Here is a 15340-nt window from a genome sequence, read left to right as displayed (position 1 = left end):
GCGGCCCGGCGGGTCAGCGGCACCTCGCCCGGCGCCGGGGCCGGCGCCGGGCGAGGTGGGTCAACGCAGGCCGACGGCTCTGATCACCGTCTGGGTGACGGCGTTGCCGGTCGAGTCCGTCGCGGTCGCCCGCAGGGACACATACGAGGCCTTCTTCGGGGCGGCCAGCCGGTACCGTCCGTCGTGGCCGTGGTCGGAACGCTGCCAGGTCTTCCCGTCGTCGTAGGACAGCTCAAGGGTGATCGGGCCGATCCGCCCGGCCCCGGCCGCGCCCGGCAGGGACGCTGCGGAGACGGTCAGGTAGTCCTTCCTCGCCACCTTGCCGGCCTCGTCGGCCGAGACCCGGTAGTCGAGCTGGATCAGCGGCAGGACCTCCTGGGCGTCCTGCTGCTCCGGGGCCTTGGAGGTGAAGGTCCATTCCGTACTGGTGGTCGAGGAGTAGGGGCTGACCGAGGCGTCCCGGCTGTTCTCCACGACCAGCCGGTAGGGCAGCCGGTCCTCGCCGGGCGCGGCCGCGCCCACGACGGTGCCCGTCCCCTGCGCGAGCCGCGTCTCGCCCTGGTACAGGGTGAGGGTCTGGTGGGTGCGCTCGTAGTCCATCGACATGCCGACGTGGTCGGCGCCGCCGTAGCCGGGGACGTCGAAGCTCAGCCAGCTTCCGCTGCGGCTGGGCAGCTTGTAGTTGTCGTTGAGGTGGGGGCGCTCGATCGGCTTGAACCACTCCTGCGCCTGGGTGCTGCCGGGCCGGTAGGAGATGCGCGGCTCGATCTCGTAGATCAGCCCGTCGACGTAGGCCTCCTGGCCCCAGGTGTTCTCGCCACCGGTGGACACCCAGTCGACGCGCTTGCCGTTCACCGGCTCCCGCATCGTGAGGCCGATGCCCCAGTTTGAGTACGAGGGCCAGTCGAACCGGTACTCGCCGCCGCCGCGCGTCGGGTCCGGGCTGTCGAAGGTGACGTCCACCCGTGCCAGGTTCTTCGGACCGCCCTGCACGACCATGTCGCGCGGGATCTCGTTGTGCCAGGTCCGCATGAGGTCGTAGACGTACGGGCTGACCGGCCGGGACTCGACCGTGAGCGTGGCCTTGCCGCCGCGGACCTGCTCGATGAGCTTCTCGCCCTCGTCGGTGCTGAGCAGCGCGACGTCGATCGGGGCGGGCGTGAACGGGTCGAGGCTGTAGGGGCGGAACCGCCGTCCCGGCTCGTCGTTCCCGACCAGCAGGAGCTTCGCGCCCGCCCGCGCGGCGGCCGTCGCCTGGTCGGCGTCGCCGACCGCGCTGTTGCGGCGCACCACCACGGCCTTACCGCGCGCGTCGAGCCCGGCGTAGTCCGCGCTCGCGCCGTTCCCGGCGAAGACGGCGGGCAGCTTGTGGCGGCCCTCCGGCAGCGGGGTGATGGCGTCCTGCCGCAGCACGTCGGTGAAGTCGGTCGTGCGGGAGGAGACGCTCAGCGCGGGCAGTTCCTTGCGCCACCGGGCGGAGAGATAGAAGTCGCCGTGGGTGACCTTGTCGGTCGTGGGCTGGGCCCAGAGGCTGTCGAAGCTGGTCTGGGTCTCCATGTAGTCGCGCCAGGCCCAGCCGCCCATCGAACGGTTGTACTCCAGGCGCTGGTAGGTCACCTCGGTCTTCTGCGGGGCGGTCATCTCGACCCGGCGGATCTTCCCGGCGTCGAGGGTGACGGTGGTGTCCCGGTCCATGGTGACCTCGGGGTCGCCGAGCAGCGCCATGCCCTGCGAGTTCGGCCCGTGCACGCCCTGCACGGTCTTGAAGGACAGCACCGAGTACACGTCGCGGGGCAGGTACGTCTCGGCCGTGCCGGACTGGTCGATGATCCAGAACTCGGGGAAGTCCTGGCCCGACCTGAGAAGCTGGACGACGCCCGACATGGGCTCGCCCTGCGCGTTCTTGAGCACCATGGTCAGCTTGTGCGCCACGTCGCCCAGGGACACGGCGGTGTGCGCCGCCGGGTTCCCGGCCGAGTCGGTCGCGAGGATCTGGCCGCTGTAGCGGCCGTCGCCGGTCGCCTTGGAGCCGTCGATCGTGACGGTGACCCCGGCGGTGCCGTGCGCGGGCACGACGACCCGGTCGGCGGACAGCCGGAACATGCCCTCGGGCGCGTTCGGCGCCTCGACGGCGAGGTCGAGGGTGACCGGGGAGCCGGTGGTGTTGGTGTAGGTCACCGGGCGCTCGGCCGCTCCGGCGGCGTCCGCCCGCACCTGCCCGGCGAAGGCGGTCGCCGTGGCGAAGACGCCCGCGCGCACGGCCGCCGCGACGTCCAACCGGCCGCTGCCGGCCTGGAACGCGTCGTAGTCGGGGGTCCGCCGGGAACTGCTGGTCAGCAGATCCTTCAGCTGGCCGCCGGTCAGTTCGGGGCGGGCCGCGGCGAGCAGGGCCGCGGCGCCCGCCACGTGCGGGCTGGCCATGGACGTGCCGCTCATCGTCTGGTACGCGCCTTCACCGGCCGCGTACTGCGAGCGGGCGGCGAGGACGTCGACGCCCGGAGCGGTGATCTCGGGCTTCAGTGCGCCGTCACCGACCCGGGGACCCTGGCTGGAGAAGAACGCCACCGCGTCCGTGGCGTCGACGGCGCCCACGGTCAGCGCCGCGTCCGCCGCTCCCGGGCCGCTCAGGCTGTAGGGGGTGCCGGTGTTGCCCGCGGCGACCACGAACAGCGCGCCGGTCTGCGCGCTGAGACGGTTGACCGCCTCGCTCTGCGGGTCGGTGCCGTCGGAGGGGGTGTCCGAGCCGAGGCTCATGTTGATGACCTTGGCGTGCTGCTCGACCGCGGCCCATTCCATGCCGGCCAGCACCCAGGACTCCTGCCCGGTGCCGTTGTCGGCGAGCACCTTGCCGACGTGGAGCTCGGCGCCGGGCGCGACGCCCTTCTCCTTGCCGTCGGAGGCCGCGCCGGTGCCGGCGATGGTGGACGCGACGTGCGTGCCGTGACCGTGGTGGTCTTCCACGGTCTCGTCCGGGACGAAGCTCCGCGTGGCGGCGAGGCGGCCGGCGAGGTCCGGATGCCCGGTGTCCACGCCGGTGTCGAGGACGGCGACGTCCACGCCCTGCCCGGTGTCACCGCCCGCCCACACCTCGGGGGCGCCGATCTGTGCCGTGGTGTCGGCGAGGTCGGCCTTCACGGTGGCGTCCAGCCAGATCCGTGCGATGCCGCCGGCGAAGGCCGGCTTCGCGGGGTCGGCCGTCCGGGAGCCGGGGGCGGGCGGCGCGGTGACCGCGCCCCAGAAGTCGGCGGCCCGGGCGCGGTCCTGGGTGAGCGCGGCGCCCTTGATCGTGGTGAAGTCGCGTACCCGCGTGGCGCCCGGAGGCGGACCGCTCGGGCGCAGGGTGGCGGCGCTCTGGGCGTAGGCGACGATAAGCGGCAGCCGGTCGCGGCGCGCGTCGTCGTACCCGTCGGCGACGAGATCGCTGATGTCGAACAGCCGGCGGTCCAGGATGCCCTGGGCCACGTACGGGAGGACGGACTCGGGGTAGACGTAGAGATCGCCCGAGGACTCCATGACGTGGGCCTGGGCCGGCGACCCGCCGGGGCCGCGGACGGTCACCGTGCCTCCGGGCCGTCCCGGGGACTGGCGGGTGGTGACGACGTCCCCGGTGATCAGCGTGACCGAGTGGGTGCCCGGCGGCACGCCGTCCGAGGCGGTCTGGGCCGCGCCCGAGGAAGCGGGGGGAAGGGGGGTGTCCGCGGAAGCGGTGACCGGACTCGCGAGCGCGAGAACGGAAGCGCCGGCGATCGCCAGCACGCTCCAGCGTTTGTGCGGTTGTCTCAAGGGGTTTCCCTGTGATTGATCAGCAGTGTGGGGCTGATTGTTGCTGATCATCCCGGGGGAGGGTATTTGGGGTTAATGTCGGTTTTATTACGACTGGAACTATCTCTGTGACCTCAGCCCTCCGTCCGAAGCCGCCCGGCGCCGTTCAGGAGACCTTGAGCGAGCCGTCGTCGTTGAAGGGGAAGGCGCCCCAGGCGACCTCCCAGAGGTAGCCGTCGGGGTCGGTGAAGTAACCGGAGTAGCCGCCCCAGAAGGTGTCCCCGGCCGGTTTGACGATGTCGGCGCCGGCGGCCGCCGCCTGGTCGAGGACCTCGTCGACCTGGTGACGCTCGCGGACGTTGTGCGCCAGGGTGATGCCCGGGAACCTGGATCGAGGCGCGTCCCAGCCGGGGCCGACGTCCTTGGCCAGTTCGGCGTACGGATAGAGGGCGAGTGCGGCCCCCGAGGTCTGGAAGAAGACGATGCCCTCCTCGGGTGCGCGGGTGGTCGGCAGGCCGAGGCCGTGCTTGTAGAAGTGGTGGGACCGCGCGAGATCGGCGACGCCGAGGGTGATGAGAGAGATCCGTGCCTCCATGCCCGGCAGTATGCCCGCGGCCACCGACAGATTCGCCGGCCGATTCGCCGGCCGATCGCACGCCGCCGGGCACGCCGGCCGGCGCCGCGGGGAACGCACGAGGCGCTGCCGGTCGCGAGTCGGTTGTGCCCGGGGGCGGGATGTCGCGTGGTGGTCACTCGGAGGGGAGGAGGTATCTCCACGAGAGGGCGTAGGTGTGGTTGTGGTGGTCGCGGTAGAGGGGCCAGGTGCCCCTTCTGGGGTCGCGGTGGACGAGGCGGACCACGGCGCGGGCCTTGGCGCCGGACAGGTGCCTGATGGCGACCGACTCGTTGGTGGCGGAGGGCTGGGGGACCGGGCCCGGCCAAGGCCTGCCGTTCTCGCCCGGACGGGGCTGGGCGATCAGCAGCACGCGGCCGGCGGTGTAGGGGGAGGACTTGCGGGCGGCCCGGGCGGCCAGCCCGTTCATCGTGTCGAGCGCGTGGTACAGACCGGGCGGATAGGCGTGTTCGGAGCGGGTCTCCTGCAGGCCGTAGGCGGTGACCGACCGCATGGTGCCGCCGCTGCGCACTGCCAGCACCGTCGTCATTGCGTCGAAGACGCGCGCGCCCGCGGTGGGGGACGGGGTCGGGACCTGGCCGGCGAGATCGCGGCGCAGGGCGCGGACCAGGGCGGTCACCTCGGCCGGTTTCAGGGTGATCCGCCGCTCGGCGTCCGCGACCACCAGGCCGTCGCCGTAGACGGCGACCTTGGGCGGACTCAGCTCTCTGCGGGTGGCGGCGAACCCGCCGAAGGACTCCCATTGCGCGACCAGCCGGCGAGGCTCGCTCTCGGACTCGACGGGGACGGAGCCCCGGCTCGCGGTGGCGGCGCTCGCGGAGGCGGCGCTTGTAAGGGGGGTGCCGGTCGCGGGGACGGTGCTCGCGGAGGCGGTGCCGGTCGTGGTGGCGCCGCATCCGGCGAGGGCCGCGGCCAAGAGGGCGATCGGCACGACCTTCGCCGTTCTCGTGAGCGGGCATCTCATCGCGACTCCTTGTCCCCGGCTCCAGGCACGAGGTTATCGCGGCCTCGCCGACGGGCTCCCTGTCTCCTTGGCCATGGTGGACACCCATACCCGCAAGGTCTCCACAACCTCACACCGAGGTCATCCCTGGGGGTGGCGGGCGTCTGATGCGGGAGTGGGGTGACGGGATGGGGTGGCGCGAGGATCGGGGGATGGTGGCGGGCGAGGGGCGAGGATGGATTGACGTGTGACTTATTGGTCACGTAATTTGGCGGGGTGACGGACGACGATCGCGTGTTCAAGGCCCTCGCGGACCCGACGCGCCGGTTCCTCCTCGACCTGCTCTTCGAGCGCGACGGCCGTACGCTCACCGAGCTCGAGTCCGGACTGGAGATGACCCGCTTCGGCGTGATGAAGCACCTGAAGGTGCTCGAAGAGGCAGGGCTGGTCGTCTCGCGCCGGTCGGGCCGCGAGAAGCTCCACTTCCTCAACCCGGTGCCGATCCGGCTGATCCACGACAGGTGGATCGACAAGTACACCGAGCGCCAGGTCACGGCGCTGGCCGATCTGAAGGCAGAACTGGAGAACGAGGCATGATGACCGCCGCGCCGTCCCCGGCCACCACAACACAGGTCTACCGCGTCTACATCAGGGCCACCCCCGAGCGCATCTGGGACGCAATCACCAAGCCCGAGTGGACGGCCCGATACGGCTACACCGGCCTGGCGGACTATGACCTGCGCCCCGGCGGCGCGTGGCGGATGCGCGCCACCGAGCCGTTCAAGGCCGCGGGCGCGGCCAACGGGCGCCCGGTCCCCGACGTGGTCATCGAGGGCGAGGTCGTCGAGGCCGACCCGCCGCGCAAGCTCGTCACCACCTACCGCATGCTCATGGACCCGGAGATCGCCGCCGAGCGTCTCACCGTGATCACGCACGAGATCAAGGAACTGCCGGACGGTGTCTGCTCCCTGACCCTCACCCACGAGCTGGAAGGCGCGCCGAAGCTCGCGGCGCTCGTCGGCGGCCAGTGGGAGGACCATGGCGCGGGCGGCGGCCACGCCTGGGTCCTCAGCGACCTCAAGACGCTGCTGGAGACGGGCAAGACCTTCGCGGAATGACCCCCGGCGACCCGGCCCGCGCCGTCGCGCCGGGGGCCGGCGGCCGAGGGCTGAGGCGCTGCGGCTCACCGCGGGGACGGGCGGGTGATGGTCGCGAGGTGGCGGTCGAGGATCTCCAATGCCCGCCGGGGGGTGTGGTGGCCGAGCAGCAGGTCGGAGGCGAGCCCGTCGACCAGCGCCAGCAGCGTCTCGGCGACCGTTTCGACGTCGCTGTCCGCGGCGGTCTGTGCGGACATCGCCCGCAGCCGGTCGGCCACCGCGGCGGTGAGCAGGGCGCGGCCTCGCCGGTAGCGGGCGGCCAGCGCCGGGTCGCTGAGCGCCCGGTTGAAGAACGCGATGCCGACCAGCGTCTCGGTGCGGCTCTCGGCGTCCATCGGCAGCAACGCGATCAATGTGGCGCGCAGCGCCGCCGAGTGCGTGACGGGCTCGGGCAGGCCGGCGACGCCGCGCCGGACGCGCTCTTCGAGCCGTTCGCGCAGGTGGGCCGCCGCGAACGCGAGCATGTCCGCCTTGCCGCCGAAGTAGTGCTGGACCAGGCCGATGGACGTGCCCGCCTCGGCGGCGACCTGCCGCAGGCTCACCGATTCGAGCCCCCCGCCTGCGGCGATGCGCCACAGCGCCCGCGCTATGCGCCGGCGTCGTTCGTCGTGGTCCACCTGTTTGGGCATCGCGCGCCGCCGTCCCGCTCTTTTACAATACGATCATATTGTAAAAGAGAGGATGTGCCGTCATGCCGCGACCGCGGATCGGCGGGTTCGCGTCACCCGCGGCCCGGGCGGAGTTCGAGCGGGTCTACCAGCGAGGTCTGGCGGCGCTGCCCTCGCCGGAGCTGACGGAGGACGTCCCCACCGGCTTCGGCCGGGTGCGCGTCTACGGGTTCGGCGCGGCCTCGGGGACGCCGCTGGTCCTGCTGCACGGCAGAGCCGCGACCAGCGTCATGTGGCTGCCGAACATCGCCGCCCTCGCCGGCCGTCACCGGGTGTACGTCCTGGACCTGCTCGGGGAGGGCGGCCTCAGCGTGCAGACCGCCCCCATCGCCGGCGGCGCCGACCAGGCGGCCTGGTTCACCGCCGTGCTGGAACGCCTCGGCATCGCGTCCGCGCACCTGGTCGGGGTGTCGATCGGCGGGTGGCTCGCCTGCAACCAGGCCGTACGCGCGCCGGAGCGGGTGGCGTCGATCACCATGCTCGACCCCGCCAACACCTTGGCGCGCATACCGCTCGGCATGATCCTGCGAACCATCCCGGTCGCGCTGCCGTTCACCGCGGCGCGGGCCATGCCGGGGTTCCTGCGATACGTGAACGGCGGCGACCCGGTTCCGCAGGACGACCCGGTGGCGCGCGTGATCGCCGCGAACATGGCGCACTATCGCATCGCCCTGCCGCCGCCCGAGTACTTCTCCGACGACCGGCTTCGCTCCATCGCCGTCCCCGCCCTGGTCGTGGTGGCCGGACGCAGCGTCGTCCACGACCCGGCCAAGGCGTTCGAGCGGGCTCGCGCCCTCATCCCAGGGGTGCGGGCCGAGCTGTGGCCGCGCGCCACCCACTCGATCGCGGGGCAGTGCGCCGCCGAGGTCAACGCCCGGGTCCTCCGCTTCGTCGAGTCCCTCGGCTCCCGTTGATCCCCTGAGCGGCCTCGCGCCCCGCGACCTGTGGTGGGCCGCGCCGAACGCGAACGCCCGCCGTCGCCGCGCCGTCGCCGCGCCGGCGGCCATGGAGGCGAGCGCGGGAGCGAGCCCCGTAGCCTGAGCCCTGCGCGCGGCTGACGCGGGCAGGGGAGTCGGTCTGGTCGTTGGGGGTGGTCGTGGAGGCACTGCGCGCCGTCCTCGGCTCCGCTCCCGTGCCCGAGGGGTCCTGGGATCGGGACGCCGTGTACGTCTCGACGGCCGCGCTGCGGCGGGCGGGCGGGCCCGCGCGCGAGGTGGCCGAGGAGCTGGCCGGACGACTGCGCGCCGTGCCGGGGGTGCGGGCGGTCGAGGTGCGGCCGAACGGCTTCCTGGTGATCGAGGTGGCGGTGCCCGGTGAGATCGTCCCCGAGATCCTGGCCGAGCCGCCGAGGCCGGCGCCGCCGTCGGCGCCGCATGGACGGCAGGCGCCGCCGTGGCCCGACCGGCCGCGCACCTGGAGCAATCCCGGCTTCGTGGTGCGATACGCCTACGTGCGGGCCGGCGCCGTCCAGCGCTGGGCCCGCGACCTCGGCCTGGCAGGTCTGGGGACGGCCGGGGAGATGTGGGGTTTCCAGGGGGAGCTGCTCGATGATCCGTGTGACCGGGCCGTGCTGCGGGTGCTGGCCGAGCTGCCGAGCAGGCGGGCGGGCCGCGACTCCGGGCGGCCGGCGTACCTGGAGCGGCTGGCCGAGGCCTACCACGACGCGTTCGAGCACGCCCCGGCGATCCCCAAGGGTGACCGGGCGCCGACCGGCACCCATGTGGCGCGCCTGTGGATGGCGCGGGCCGTGCGCAAGGTGCTCGGGGAGGGGCTGACCGAACTCGGGCAGACCCCGCCCGGGAAAATATGACTAAAAGCGGCAAACGGCAGGAAGTGGTGCGCCATCCGGCCTGCCGTTCGGAAGATCTTCCTTATCGCCGTCTCGCCAGGTGGGCATAGGGCGCGGCGGGATCACAGGGTCGGATAGCCTCGTTCGGGTGAGTCGATTCGCCCATCCCGCCGGTGACCGGCACGCCGAGGTGCTGCCCGATGAGCGCCCTCCTCAGGCCCCGGCCGACCTCAACACGCTCGTCCCCACCATCTGGCCGCGAACGTCCGGCAGGGTGGACGGCGCCGTCACGATCGCCGGCGTGGACGTCCGTGACCTGGCCCGCGAGTACGGCACGCCTCTCTACGTCGTGGACGAGGACGACTTCCGCTCCCGGTGTCGAGACTACAAGGCCGCCTTCCAGGGCGACGACGTCTACTACGCCGGCAAGGCCTTCCTGTGCAAGGAGGTCGCCCGCTGGGTCGACCAAGAGGGCCTGGGCCTGGACGTCTGCAGCGGCGGCGAGCTGGCCGTGGCCCTGAGCGTCGGGTTCCCGCCCGAGCGCATGGCCCTGCACGGCAACAACAAGTCCTACGCCGAGCTCGAACGGGCCCTTGCGGCCGGCGTCGGCCACATCGTGGTCGACTCCTTCCAGGAGATCGCCCGCGTGGGCTACCTCGCCGACAAGCTGGGCGTGCGACCCAAGATCCAGATCCGGGTCACCACGGGCGTCGAGGCGCACACGCACGAGTTCATCGCCACGGCCCACGACGACCAGAAGTTCGGCCTGTCGCTCAACAGCGGCGCGGCGGCCGAGGCCGTCCGGCGCATCCTCGCGCTGCCGCAGCTCGAACTGGTCGGCCTGCACTCCCACATCGGCTCGCAGATCTTCGACACGGCGGGCTTCGAGGTGGCGGCCCGGCGCCTGGCCATCCTGCTGACGCAGATCAAGGAGGAACACGGCGTCGTCCTCCCCGAGCTCGACCTCGGCGGCGGGTACGGCATCGCCTACGTCGACGGCGACGACCCGCCCGACATCAAGGAGATCGCCGACAGCCTGCGCATGATCATCGGCAGGGTCTGCGAGGACGCCGGCCTGCCCGTCCCCCGGCTCACCGTCGAGCCCGGCCGCGCCATCGCCGGTCCCGGCGGCGTGACGGTCTACGAGGTCGGCACGGTCAAGGACGTCGAGGGGCTGCGGTCCTACGTCAGCGTCGACGGCGGCATGAGCGACAACCTGCGCACCGCCCTGTACGGCGCCGAGTACACCTGCGTGCTCGGCTCGCGGGTCAGCGAAGCCAGGCCCACGCTGTCGCGCGTGGTGGGCAAGCACTGCGAGAGCGGCGACATCGTGGTGCGCGACGTGTGGCTGCCGGGCGACATCACCCCCGGCGACCTGCTCGTCGTGCCGTCCACCGGCGCGTACTGCCGGTCGCTCGCGCACAACTACAACTACCTTCTCAAGCCCGCCGTGGTGGCGGTCAAGGACGGCAAGTCACGCGTCATCGTGCACAGGGAGACCGAGGACGACCTGCTGAGGGGGCAAGTATGAAACCGGTCCTGCCCGAGGGGCCGCAGGCGCCCGCGCCCGGCGACGGCGAGCAGGCGGCGTCCGCCGCGCCCGCCGCGCAGCCGCGGGGCAGGCACGAGAGGGCGGGCGACCCCGAGCGGCCGAAGCCGCTGAAGGTCGCGCTGCTCGGCTGCGGCGTCGTCGGCTCGCAGGTGGTGCGGCTGATGCGCGAGCAGGCCGACGACCTCGCCGCCCGCGTCGGGGCCCCGCTCGAACTGGCGGGCGTCGCGGTCCGCCGTCTCGCCCGCAAGCGCGACGGCGACGTCGACCCCGCCCTGCTGACCACCGACGCCGAGGCCCTGGTCACCAGGGACGACATCGACATCGTCATCGAGGTGATCGGCGGCATCGAGCCGGCGCGCTCGCTCATGCTCGCCGCCATGGCCGGCGGCAAGTCGATCGTCACCGCCAACAAGGCCCTGCTGGCCGAGGACGGCGCCACGGTCCACGGCACCGCCAAGCGGCACGGCGTCGACCTGTACTACGAGGCCAGCGTGGCCGGGGCGATCCCGCTGCTCCGCCCGCTGCGCGAGTCGATGGCCGGCGACCATGTCCACCGCGTGCTCGGCATCGTCAACGGCACCACCAACTACATCCTCGACAAGATGGACTCCACGGGCGCCTCGTTCACCGACGCGCTCGACGAGGCGCAGTCGCTCGGGTACGCCGAGGCCGACCCGACCGCCGACGTCGAGGGCTTCGACGCCGCCGCCAAGGCCGCCATCCTCGCCGAGCTGGCCTTCCACAGCCGGGTGACCGCCGCCGACGTGCACCGCGAGGGCATCACCGAGATCACCGCGACCGACGTGGCCAGCGCCAAGGCCATGGGGTACGTCATCAAGCTGCTGGCGATCTGCGCCCGGTCCGACGACGGCCGCTCGGTCGGCGTGCGGGTCCATCCCGCGATGATCCCGAGGAGCCACCCGCTGGCCGGGGTCCGCGAGGCGTACAACGCGGTGTTCGTGGAGGCCCAGTCCGCCGGGCAGCTCATGTTCTACGGCAAGGGCGCGGGCGGCGCCCCCACCGCCTCGGCGGTGCTCGGCGATCTCGTGGCCGTGGCCCGCAACCGTATCGCGGGCACCCACGGCCCGCAGGCGTCCACCTACGCCGACCTGCCCGTGCACCCGATGGGCGAGACGGTCACCCGCTACCACGTGTCGCTGGACGTCGCCGACAAGCCGGGCGTGCTCGCCACGGTCGCCGACATGTTCGCCAAGCACGACGTGTCGATCCAGACCGTGCGCCAGGAGGGCCACGGCGACGACGCCCAGCTCGTCCTGGTCTCCCACCGGGCCAGCGACGCCGCGCTTTCGGCCACAATAGACGGGCTGCGCGAGCTCGACATCGTCAGAGGCGTGACGAGCGTGATGCGCGTCGAGGGCGACGACACGCCCTGACCCGGGCACGCCCGGAGCGTCGCCCCCGCGCGATCTCGCAGGTCCCGGGCTTGCGGCGCCCCGGCCCGGCGTGCCCTGGGGCGTCTTCCCCCGCCGCCCCCGGCGGGCCGGTAGTGAAAGGTGAGGCGTTGGCAGAGGGCGACCCGACACCGCTCGGCTACACGCGGACGCCGACGGCCGGCCCGGCCGAGTTGTCCTTCCAGGGCGACCGGCCGCTGCTCGCCGGCCAGGCCGCGAGCCTGCCGCTGACCGCCGCCGACATCGTGCCGCTGCGTCCCCTGGAGGGCCTGCGCGTGCGCTGGCCCGAGTCCGGCGGCACCGGCGCCGCGCCCGCCGCGGGGGTGCTGGAGGCCGTCCACGCCCTGGCCGCGGCCGGGGTCCCCGTCCACGCGGACGACGCGCCCGCCTGGGTGAAGGAGGCCGACCCCGACCTCGCCGGGCTGCTCGCGTCCTGGGCGCCCGGCCCGCGCGAGCAGTCGGTCCGTTCGGTGAGCGACCTGCGCAGGGAGGAGCACAGCCTGCGGCTCCGCCGCCACGTCCTGCGCGTCCGGCCCTCCCCGCGCAGCGCCGGCGCCCCGGCGACGCCCAAGATCAGCGTCGTGATGTCCAGCAAGCGGCCCGGCCTGCTCGGGTCGGCGCTCGCGCAGATCGCGCGGCAGCGCCATGTCGACGTCGAGGTCGTCCTCGGCCTGCACGGCGTCCCGGCCGACCACCCGGACGTGCGCCGCGCCGTCGCCGGCTTCCCGCTGCCGCTGACCGTGGTCGAGGCCGACGAGGCCACGCCGTTCGGCCAGGTGCTCCACGAGGCGGCGGCCAGGGCGGGCGGCGACGACATCGCCAAATGGGACGACGACGACTGGTACTCCCCTGAACACCTGGCCGACCTGGTCATGGCGCGCGCGTACAGCGGGGCCGACATCGTGGGCACCGCCGCCGAGTTCTTCTACCTTGAGCCGCTGAACGTCACGGTGCGCCGCACCGACTACACCAGCGAGATCTGGTCCGATCACGTGGCCGGCGGTACCATCTTCCTCGCTCGTGAGAAATACCAGGAAATAGGCGGGTTCGAGGGGGTGTCGCGGGGAGTGGACGCCCAGCTCCTCAAGACGGCCCACGCCGCCGGAGCCCGCATCTACCGCACCCAGGGGCTCGGGTACGTCCTGCGCCGCTCGCTCGCGGCCGGCCACACCTGGCAGCTGCCTCTCGCGCACTTCCTGCGCGTCGCGACCAACCAGTGGCGCGGCTTCCGGCCGAGCCTCATCCTGGAGACGGTGTGACCCGCCGCCCCGCAAGACCCGTGCCCCCGCCAGGCCGGGGAGATCCCCTGACCTGCCTTTCCGGCCTCGCGCCTCGCCCCGGCGGACCCGTGCCCGCGCCAGGCCGGGGAGATCCCATGACCTGCTCCTCCGGCCTCGTGCCCCGCCGAATCCCGGGAACCCCATGAGCGGCCAGATCCTGCGACCCGACGACACGGCGCCCGCGCCGGGCGGCCCCCGGGTCCGGCCGATCCGCGGCAACGACTACACCGTGCTCGACCCGCCCGCGCTCGGCGCCTGGACGCCCAGCCTGCGGGTGAGCGTCGTCGTCCCCGCCTACAACGGCCAGGACAAGCTCGACCTCGTCCTCGCCGGCCTGGCCGCGCAGACCTACCCCGCCGATCTCATCGAGGTCGTCGTCGTGGACAACGGCAGCAGCCCGCCGCTGCGGCTGCCCGCCATCCGTCCCGCCGCCACCCGGCTGATCGTCTGCGACGTCCCCGGCCGCGCGAACGCCCGCAACGCCGGGCTGGCGGCCGTCACCGGCGACGTCGTCCACTGGCTCGACTCCGACGTGGTCGCCGACCGGCACGAGGTCGAGGCGCACATGCGCTGGCACCACCTCGCCCCCTACCTGGTCGTGACCAGCTACCTGCGGTTCACCGCGGCCCCGCTGCCGGATCCCGAGGTTGTCAGGGCCACCGCCGACCTGGGCGGCCTGTTCGAGCCGGCCGAGCCGCACGAGTGGCTGGTCGACCTGGTGCGGCGCACCGACGGGCTCACCGCCAACCCCGGCAGGGCCTTCAGCCTGCACGTCGGCGGGGCGACCTCCGTCGGCCGCCGGCTCATCGAGGCGGCCGGCCCCATGGACGACGAGCTGATCCTCGGCCAGGACACCGAGATGGGCTACCGCCTGGCGCAGGCCGGAGCCGTGTTCGTCCCTGAGCCGCTCGCCCGCGGCTTCCACCTGGGCCCGTCCATGCGCATGCGCGACAAGCAGCCCATCGACCGGGTCAGCCACGCCCTGATCGGCGACCGCATCCCGCAGTACCGCTGGCTCCGCGCGCACCCGTCCCGCCAGTGGAAGGTGCCGTACCTGGAGGTCGTGGTCGAGGCCGCCGGGTACGAGGACACCCGCGCCACCGTGGACGCCGTGCTGGCCGGCACGGTGCCCGACGTGTCGGTGCTGCTCACCGGCCCGTGGGACACGCTCGTGCCCGAGCGCCGAGCGCCGCTCACCGACCCCCTTCTCGACCTGACGCTGATCCGGGGACACTACGCGCACGAGGGCCGGGTGCGGTTCTCGCCGGCCGCCGCCGAGCGGGTGGCGCCGTTCCGGCTGCGCCTGCCCGCCGGGTGGGTGCCCGAGGAGGACACCCTGGCCAAGCTGCTGGACCTGGCGGTGGACGACGGGCACGGGCTGGTCGGCGTCCTGCTCGCCGAGTCCCCCGAGGGGCTGGCCGCCGCCCGGCTGGAACGCCGCGCCGCGTTCGCCCGTGCCGCCCTCATCCTCGCCTCGTCGGCGTCCCCCGGGACGGCCGGCGCCGCGAGCGGTGTCGTCGGTGGTGTCGTCGGCGGTGTCGCGGGCGACGACGCGATCGACGACGTGGTGGACGAGGTCTACGGCGTGCTGTGGATCGACGGCGAGACGCTCGGCTTCGTGCCCGCCGCGCGCGCGATGCCCGTCAAAGGGCGCCGGATGGCCTATCGCGCCCGGCTGGAGTCCGAGGCCGAGGTGGCCAAGCTCACCAAGGAGGTCGAGCGGCTGCGCGGCCAGGTCGGCAAGTGGCGGGACGAGGCGGGACGCTGGCGCAAGAGCGCCGTCGACCTGCGCCGCGAGGTCGGCGGGCTGCGCCGGGAGGTGGGCCGGCTCAAGGCGAGCCGGCTGCGCACCATGATCAAGCGGATCTCCGTGCGGCGCGGCGGCCCGGCCCCCAGCGAGCCGGTCAACGGCCCGGCGTCCGGCGGCCCCCCGGCCGACGCGGACCCGGCGAGCGGCGCCTGACGGCGGGCGAGCGGCGTCCGGCGGCGGGGATCGCGGCCCGGGCGGATGTGCATGATCGGTGTGAGCGGGGCAGGTCAGAGGGCGGCGGCGTCCCGGGCCTCTCATGAAGCTCCCAGCTTCCTTGTATAGGGTCGGCCCGGCGGCGAACGGAACCCGACTAAGGAGCGATCATCGTGACCG

The 15340-nt window shown here is 73.2% G+C and carries 12 protein-coding genes; 8 read left to right on the top strand and 4 right to left on the bottom strand.

Annotation, left to right across the window (positions count from 1 at the left end):
• Nucleotides 1-60: 60 nt before the first annotated feature.
• The 3 genes from ACZ6QO_RS16605 to ACZ6QO_RS16595 all read right to left on the bottom strand — a co-directional run bounded on the left by ACZ6QO_RS16605 (nt 61) and on the right by ACZ6QO_RS16595 (nt 5360).
• On the bottom strand, nt 61-3783 hold the full coding sequence (locus ACZ6QO_RS16605) for a S8 family serine peptidase (protein WP_465851510.1): 3723 nt from the start codon (nt 3781-3783) through the stop codon (nt 61-63).
• Between the two features lie 145 nt (nt 3784-3928).
• The gene (locus ACZ6QO_RS16600; RefSeq protein ID WP_465851508.1) at nt 3929-4357 is read right to left on the bottom strand and encodes a VOC family protein; all 429 of its coding nucleotides are present in this window, start codon (nt 4355-4357) and stop codon (nt 3929-3931) included.
• A gap of 154 nt (nt 4358-4511) precedes the next feature.
• Complete coding sequence (locus ACZ6QO_RS16595; protein ID WP_465851506.1) at nt 4512-5360, bottom strand: hypothetical protein; 849 nt, start codon at nt 5358-5360, stop codon at nt 4512-4514.
• A 255-nt stretch (nt 5361-5615) separates the two neighbouring features.
• Here ACZ6QO_RS16595 and ACZ6QO_RS16590 point away from each other — a divergent pair, with 255 nt between their 5' ends.
• The gene (locus ACZ6QO_RS16590; RefSeq protein WP_465851504.1) at nt 5616-5936 is read left to right on the top strand and encodes an ArsR/SmtB family transcription factor; all 321 of its coding nucleotides are present in this window, start codon (nt 5616-5618) and stop codon (nt 5934-5936) included.
• Nucleotides 5933-6457, top strand: a complete 525-nt coding sequence (locus ACZ6QO_RS16585; RefSeq protein WP_465851503.1) for an SRPBCC domain-containing protein — start codon at nt 5933-5935, stop codon at nt 6455-6457. The genes ACZ6QO_RS16590 and ACZ6QO_RS16585 overlap by 4 nt, the downstream gene beginning before the upstream one ends.
• A 65-nt stretch (nt 6458-6522) precedes the next feature.
• Here ACZ6QO_RS16585 and ACZ6QO_RS16580 read toward each other — a convergent pair whose 3' ends face one another.
• Complete coding sequence (locus ACZ6QO_RS16580; RefSeq protein WP_465851501.1) at nt 6523-7125, bottom strand: TetR/AcrR family transcriptional regulator; 603 nt, start codon at nt 7123-7125, stop codon at nt 6523-6525.
• 62 nt (nt 7126-7187) lie between these two features.
• Here ACZ6QO_RS16580 and ACZ6QO_RS16575 point away from each other — a divergent pair, with 62 nt between their 5' ends.
• The 6 genes from ACZ6QO_RS16575 to ACZ6QO_RS16550 all read left to right on the top strand — a co-directional run bounded on the left by ACZ6QO_RS16575 (nt 7188) and on the right by ACZ6QO_RS16550 (nt 15160).
• The gene (locus tag ACZ6QO_RS16575; protein WP_465851499.1) at nt 7188-8078 is read left to right on the top strand and encodes an alpha/beta fold hydrolase; all 891 of its coding nucleotides are present in this window, start codon (nt 7188-7190) and stop codon (nt 8076-8078) included.
• 182 nt (nt 8079-8260) lie between these two features.
• On the top strand, nt 8261-8974 hold the full coding sequence (locus ACZ6QO_RS16570; protein ID WP_465851498.1) for an anticodon-binding protein: 714 nt from the start codon (nt 8261-8263) through the stop codon (nt 8972-8974).
• 127 nt (nt 8975-9101) lie between these two features.
• Complete coding sequence (gene lysA / locus ACZ6QO_RS16565) at nt 9102-10484, top strand: diaminopimelate decarboxylase (RefSeq protein WP_465851497.1); 1383 nt, start codon at nt 9102-9104, stop codon at nt 10482-10484.
• Nucleotides 10481-11899 carry a homoserine dehydrogenase gene (locus tag ACZ6QO_RS16560; RefSeq protein ID WP_465851495.1) on the top strand — a complete coding sequence of 473 codons (1419 nt, stop codon included), beginning with the start codon at nt 10481-10483 and terminating at the stop codon, nt 11897-11899. The genes lysA and ACZ6QO_RS16560 overlap by 4 nt, the downstream gene beginning before the upstream one ends.
• Nucleotides 11900-12027: 128 nt before the next feature.
• A complete protein-coding gene (locus ACZ6QO_RS16555; protein ID WP_465851494.1) occupies nt 12028-13176 on the top strand; it encodes a glycosyltransferase in 1149 nt (382 codons plus the stop codon).
• A gap of 163 nt (nt 13177-13339) precedes the next feature.
• A complete protein-coding gene (locus tag ACZ6QO_RS16550; RefSeq protein ID WP_465851492.1) occupies nt 13340-15160 on the top strand; it encodes a glycosyltransferase in 1821 nt (606 codons plus the stop codon).
• The last annotated feature ends 180 nt before the right edge of the window (nt 15161-15340 follow it).

Source organism: Sphaerisporangium sp. NPDC049457, from assembly GCF_055586705.1.
This window is presented reverse-complemented; position numbering and strand designations above follow the sequence as displayed.

What these genes read in the sequence shown, in the direction of transcription:
- ACZ6QO_RS16600 (WP_465851508.1), bottom strand. Translation starts at nt 4,357, where the DNA reads ATGGAGGCACGGATCTCTCTCATCACCCTCGGCGTCGCCGATCTCGCG.
- ACZ6QO_RS16595 (WP_465851506.1), bottom strand. Translation starts at nt 5,360, where the DNA reads ATGAGATGCCCGCTCACGAGAACGGCGAAGGTCGTGCCGATCGCCCTC.
- ACZ6QO_RS16585 (WP_465851503.1), top strand. Translation starts at nt 5,933, where the DNA reads ATGATGACCGCCGCGCCGTCCCCGGCCACCACAACACAGGTCTACCGC.
- ACZ6QO_RS16580 (WP_465851501.1), bottom strand. Translation starts at nt 7,125, where the DNA reads ATGCCCAAACAGGTGGACCACGACGAACGACGCCGGCGCATAGCGCGG.
- ACZ6QO_RS16575 (WP_465851499.1), top strand. Translation starts at nt 7,188, where the DNA reads ATGCCGCGACCGCGGATCGGCGGGTTCGCGTCACCCGCGGCCCGGGCG.
- ACZ6QO_RS16560 (WP_465851495.1), top strand. Translation starts at nt 10,481, where the DNA reads ATGAAACCGGTCCTGCCCGAGGGGCCGCAGGCGCCCGCGCCCGGCGAC.
- ACZ6QO_RS16550 (WP_465851492.1), top strand. Translation starts at nt 13,340, where the DNA reads ATGAGCGGCCAGATCCTGCGACCCGACGACACGGCGCCCGCGCCGGGC.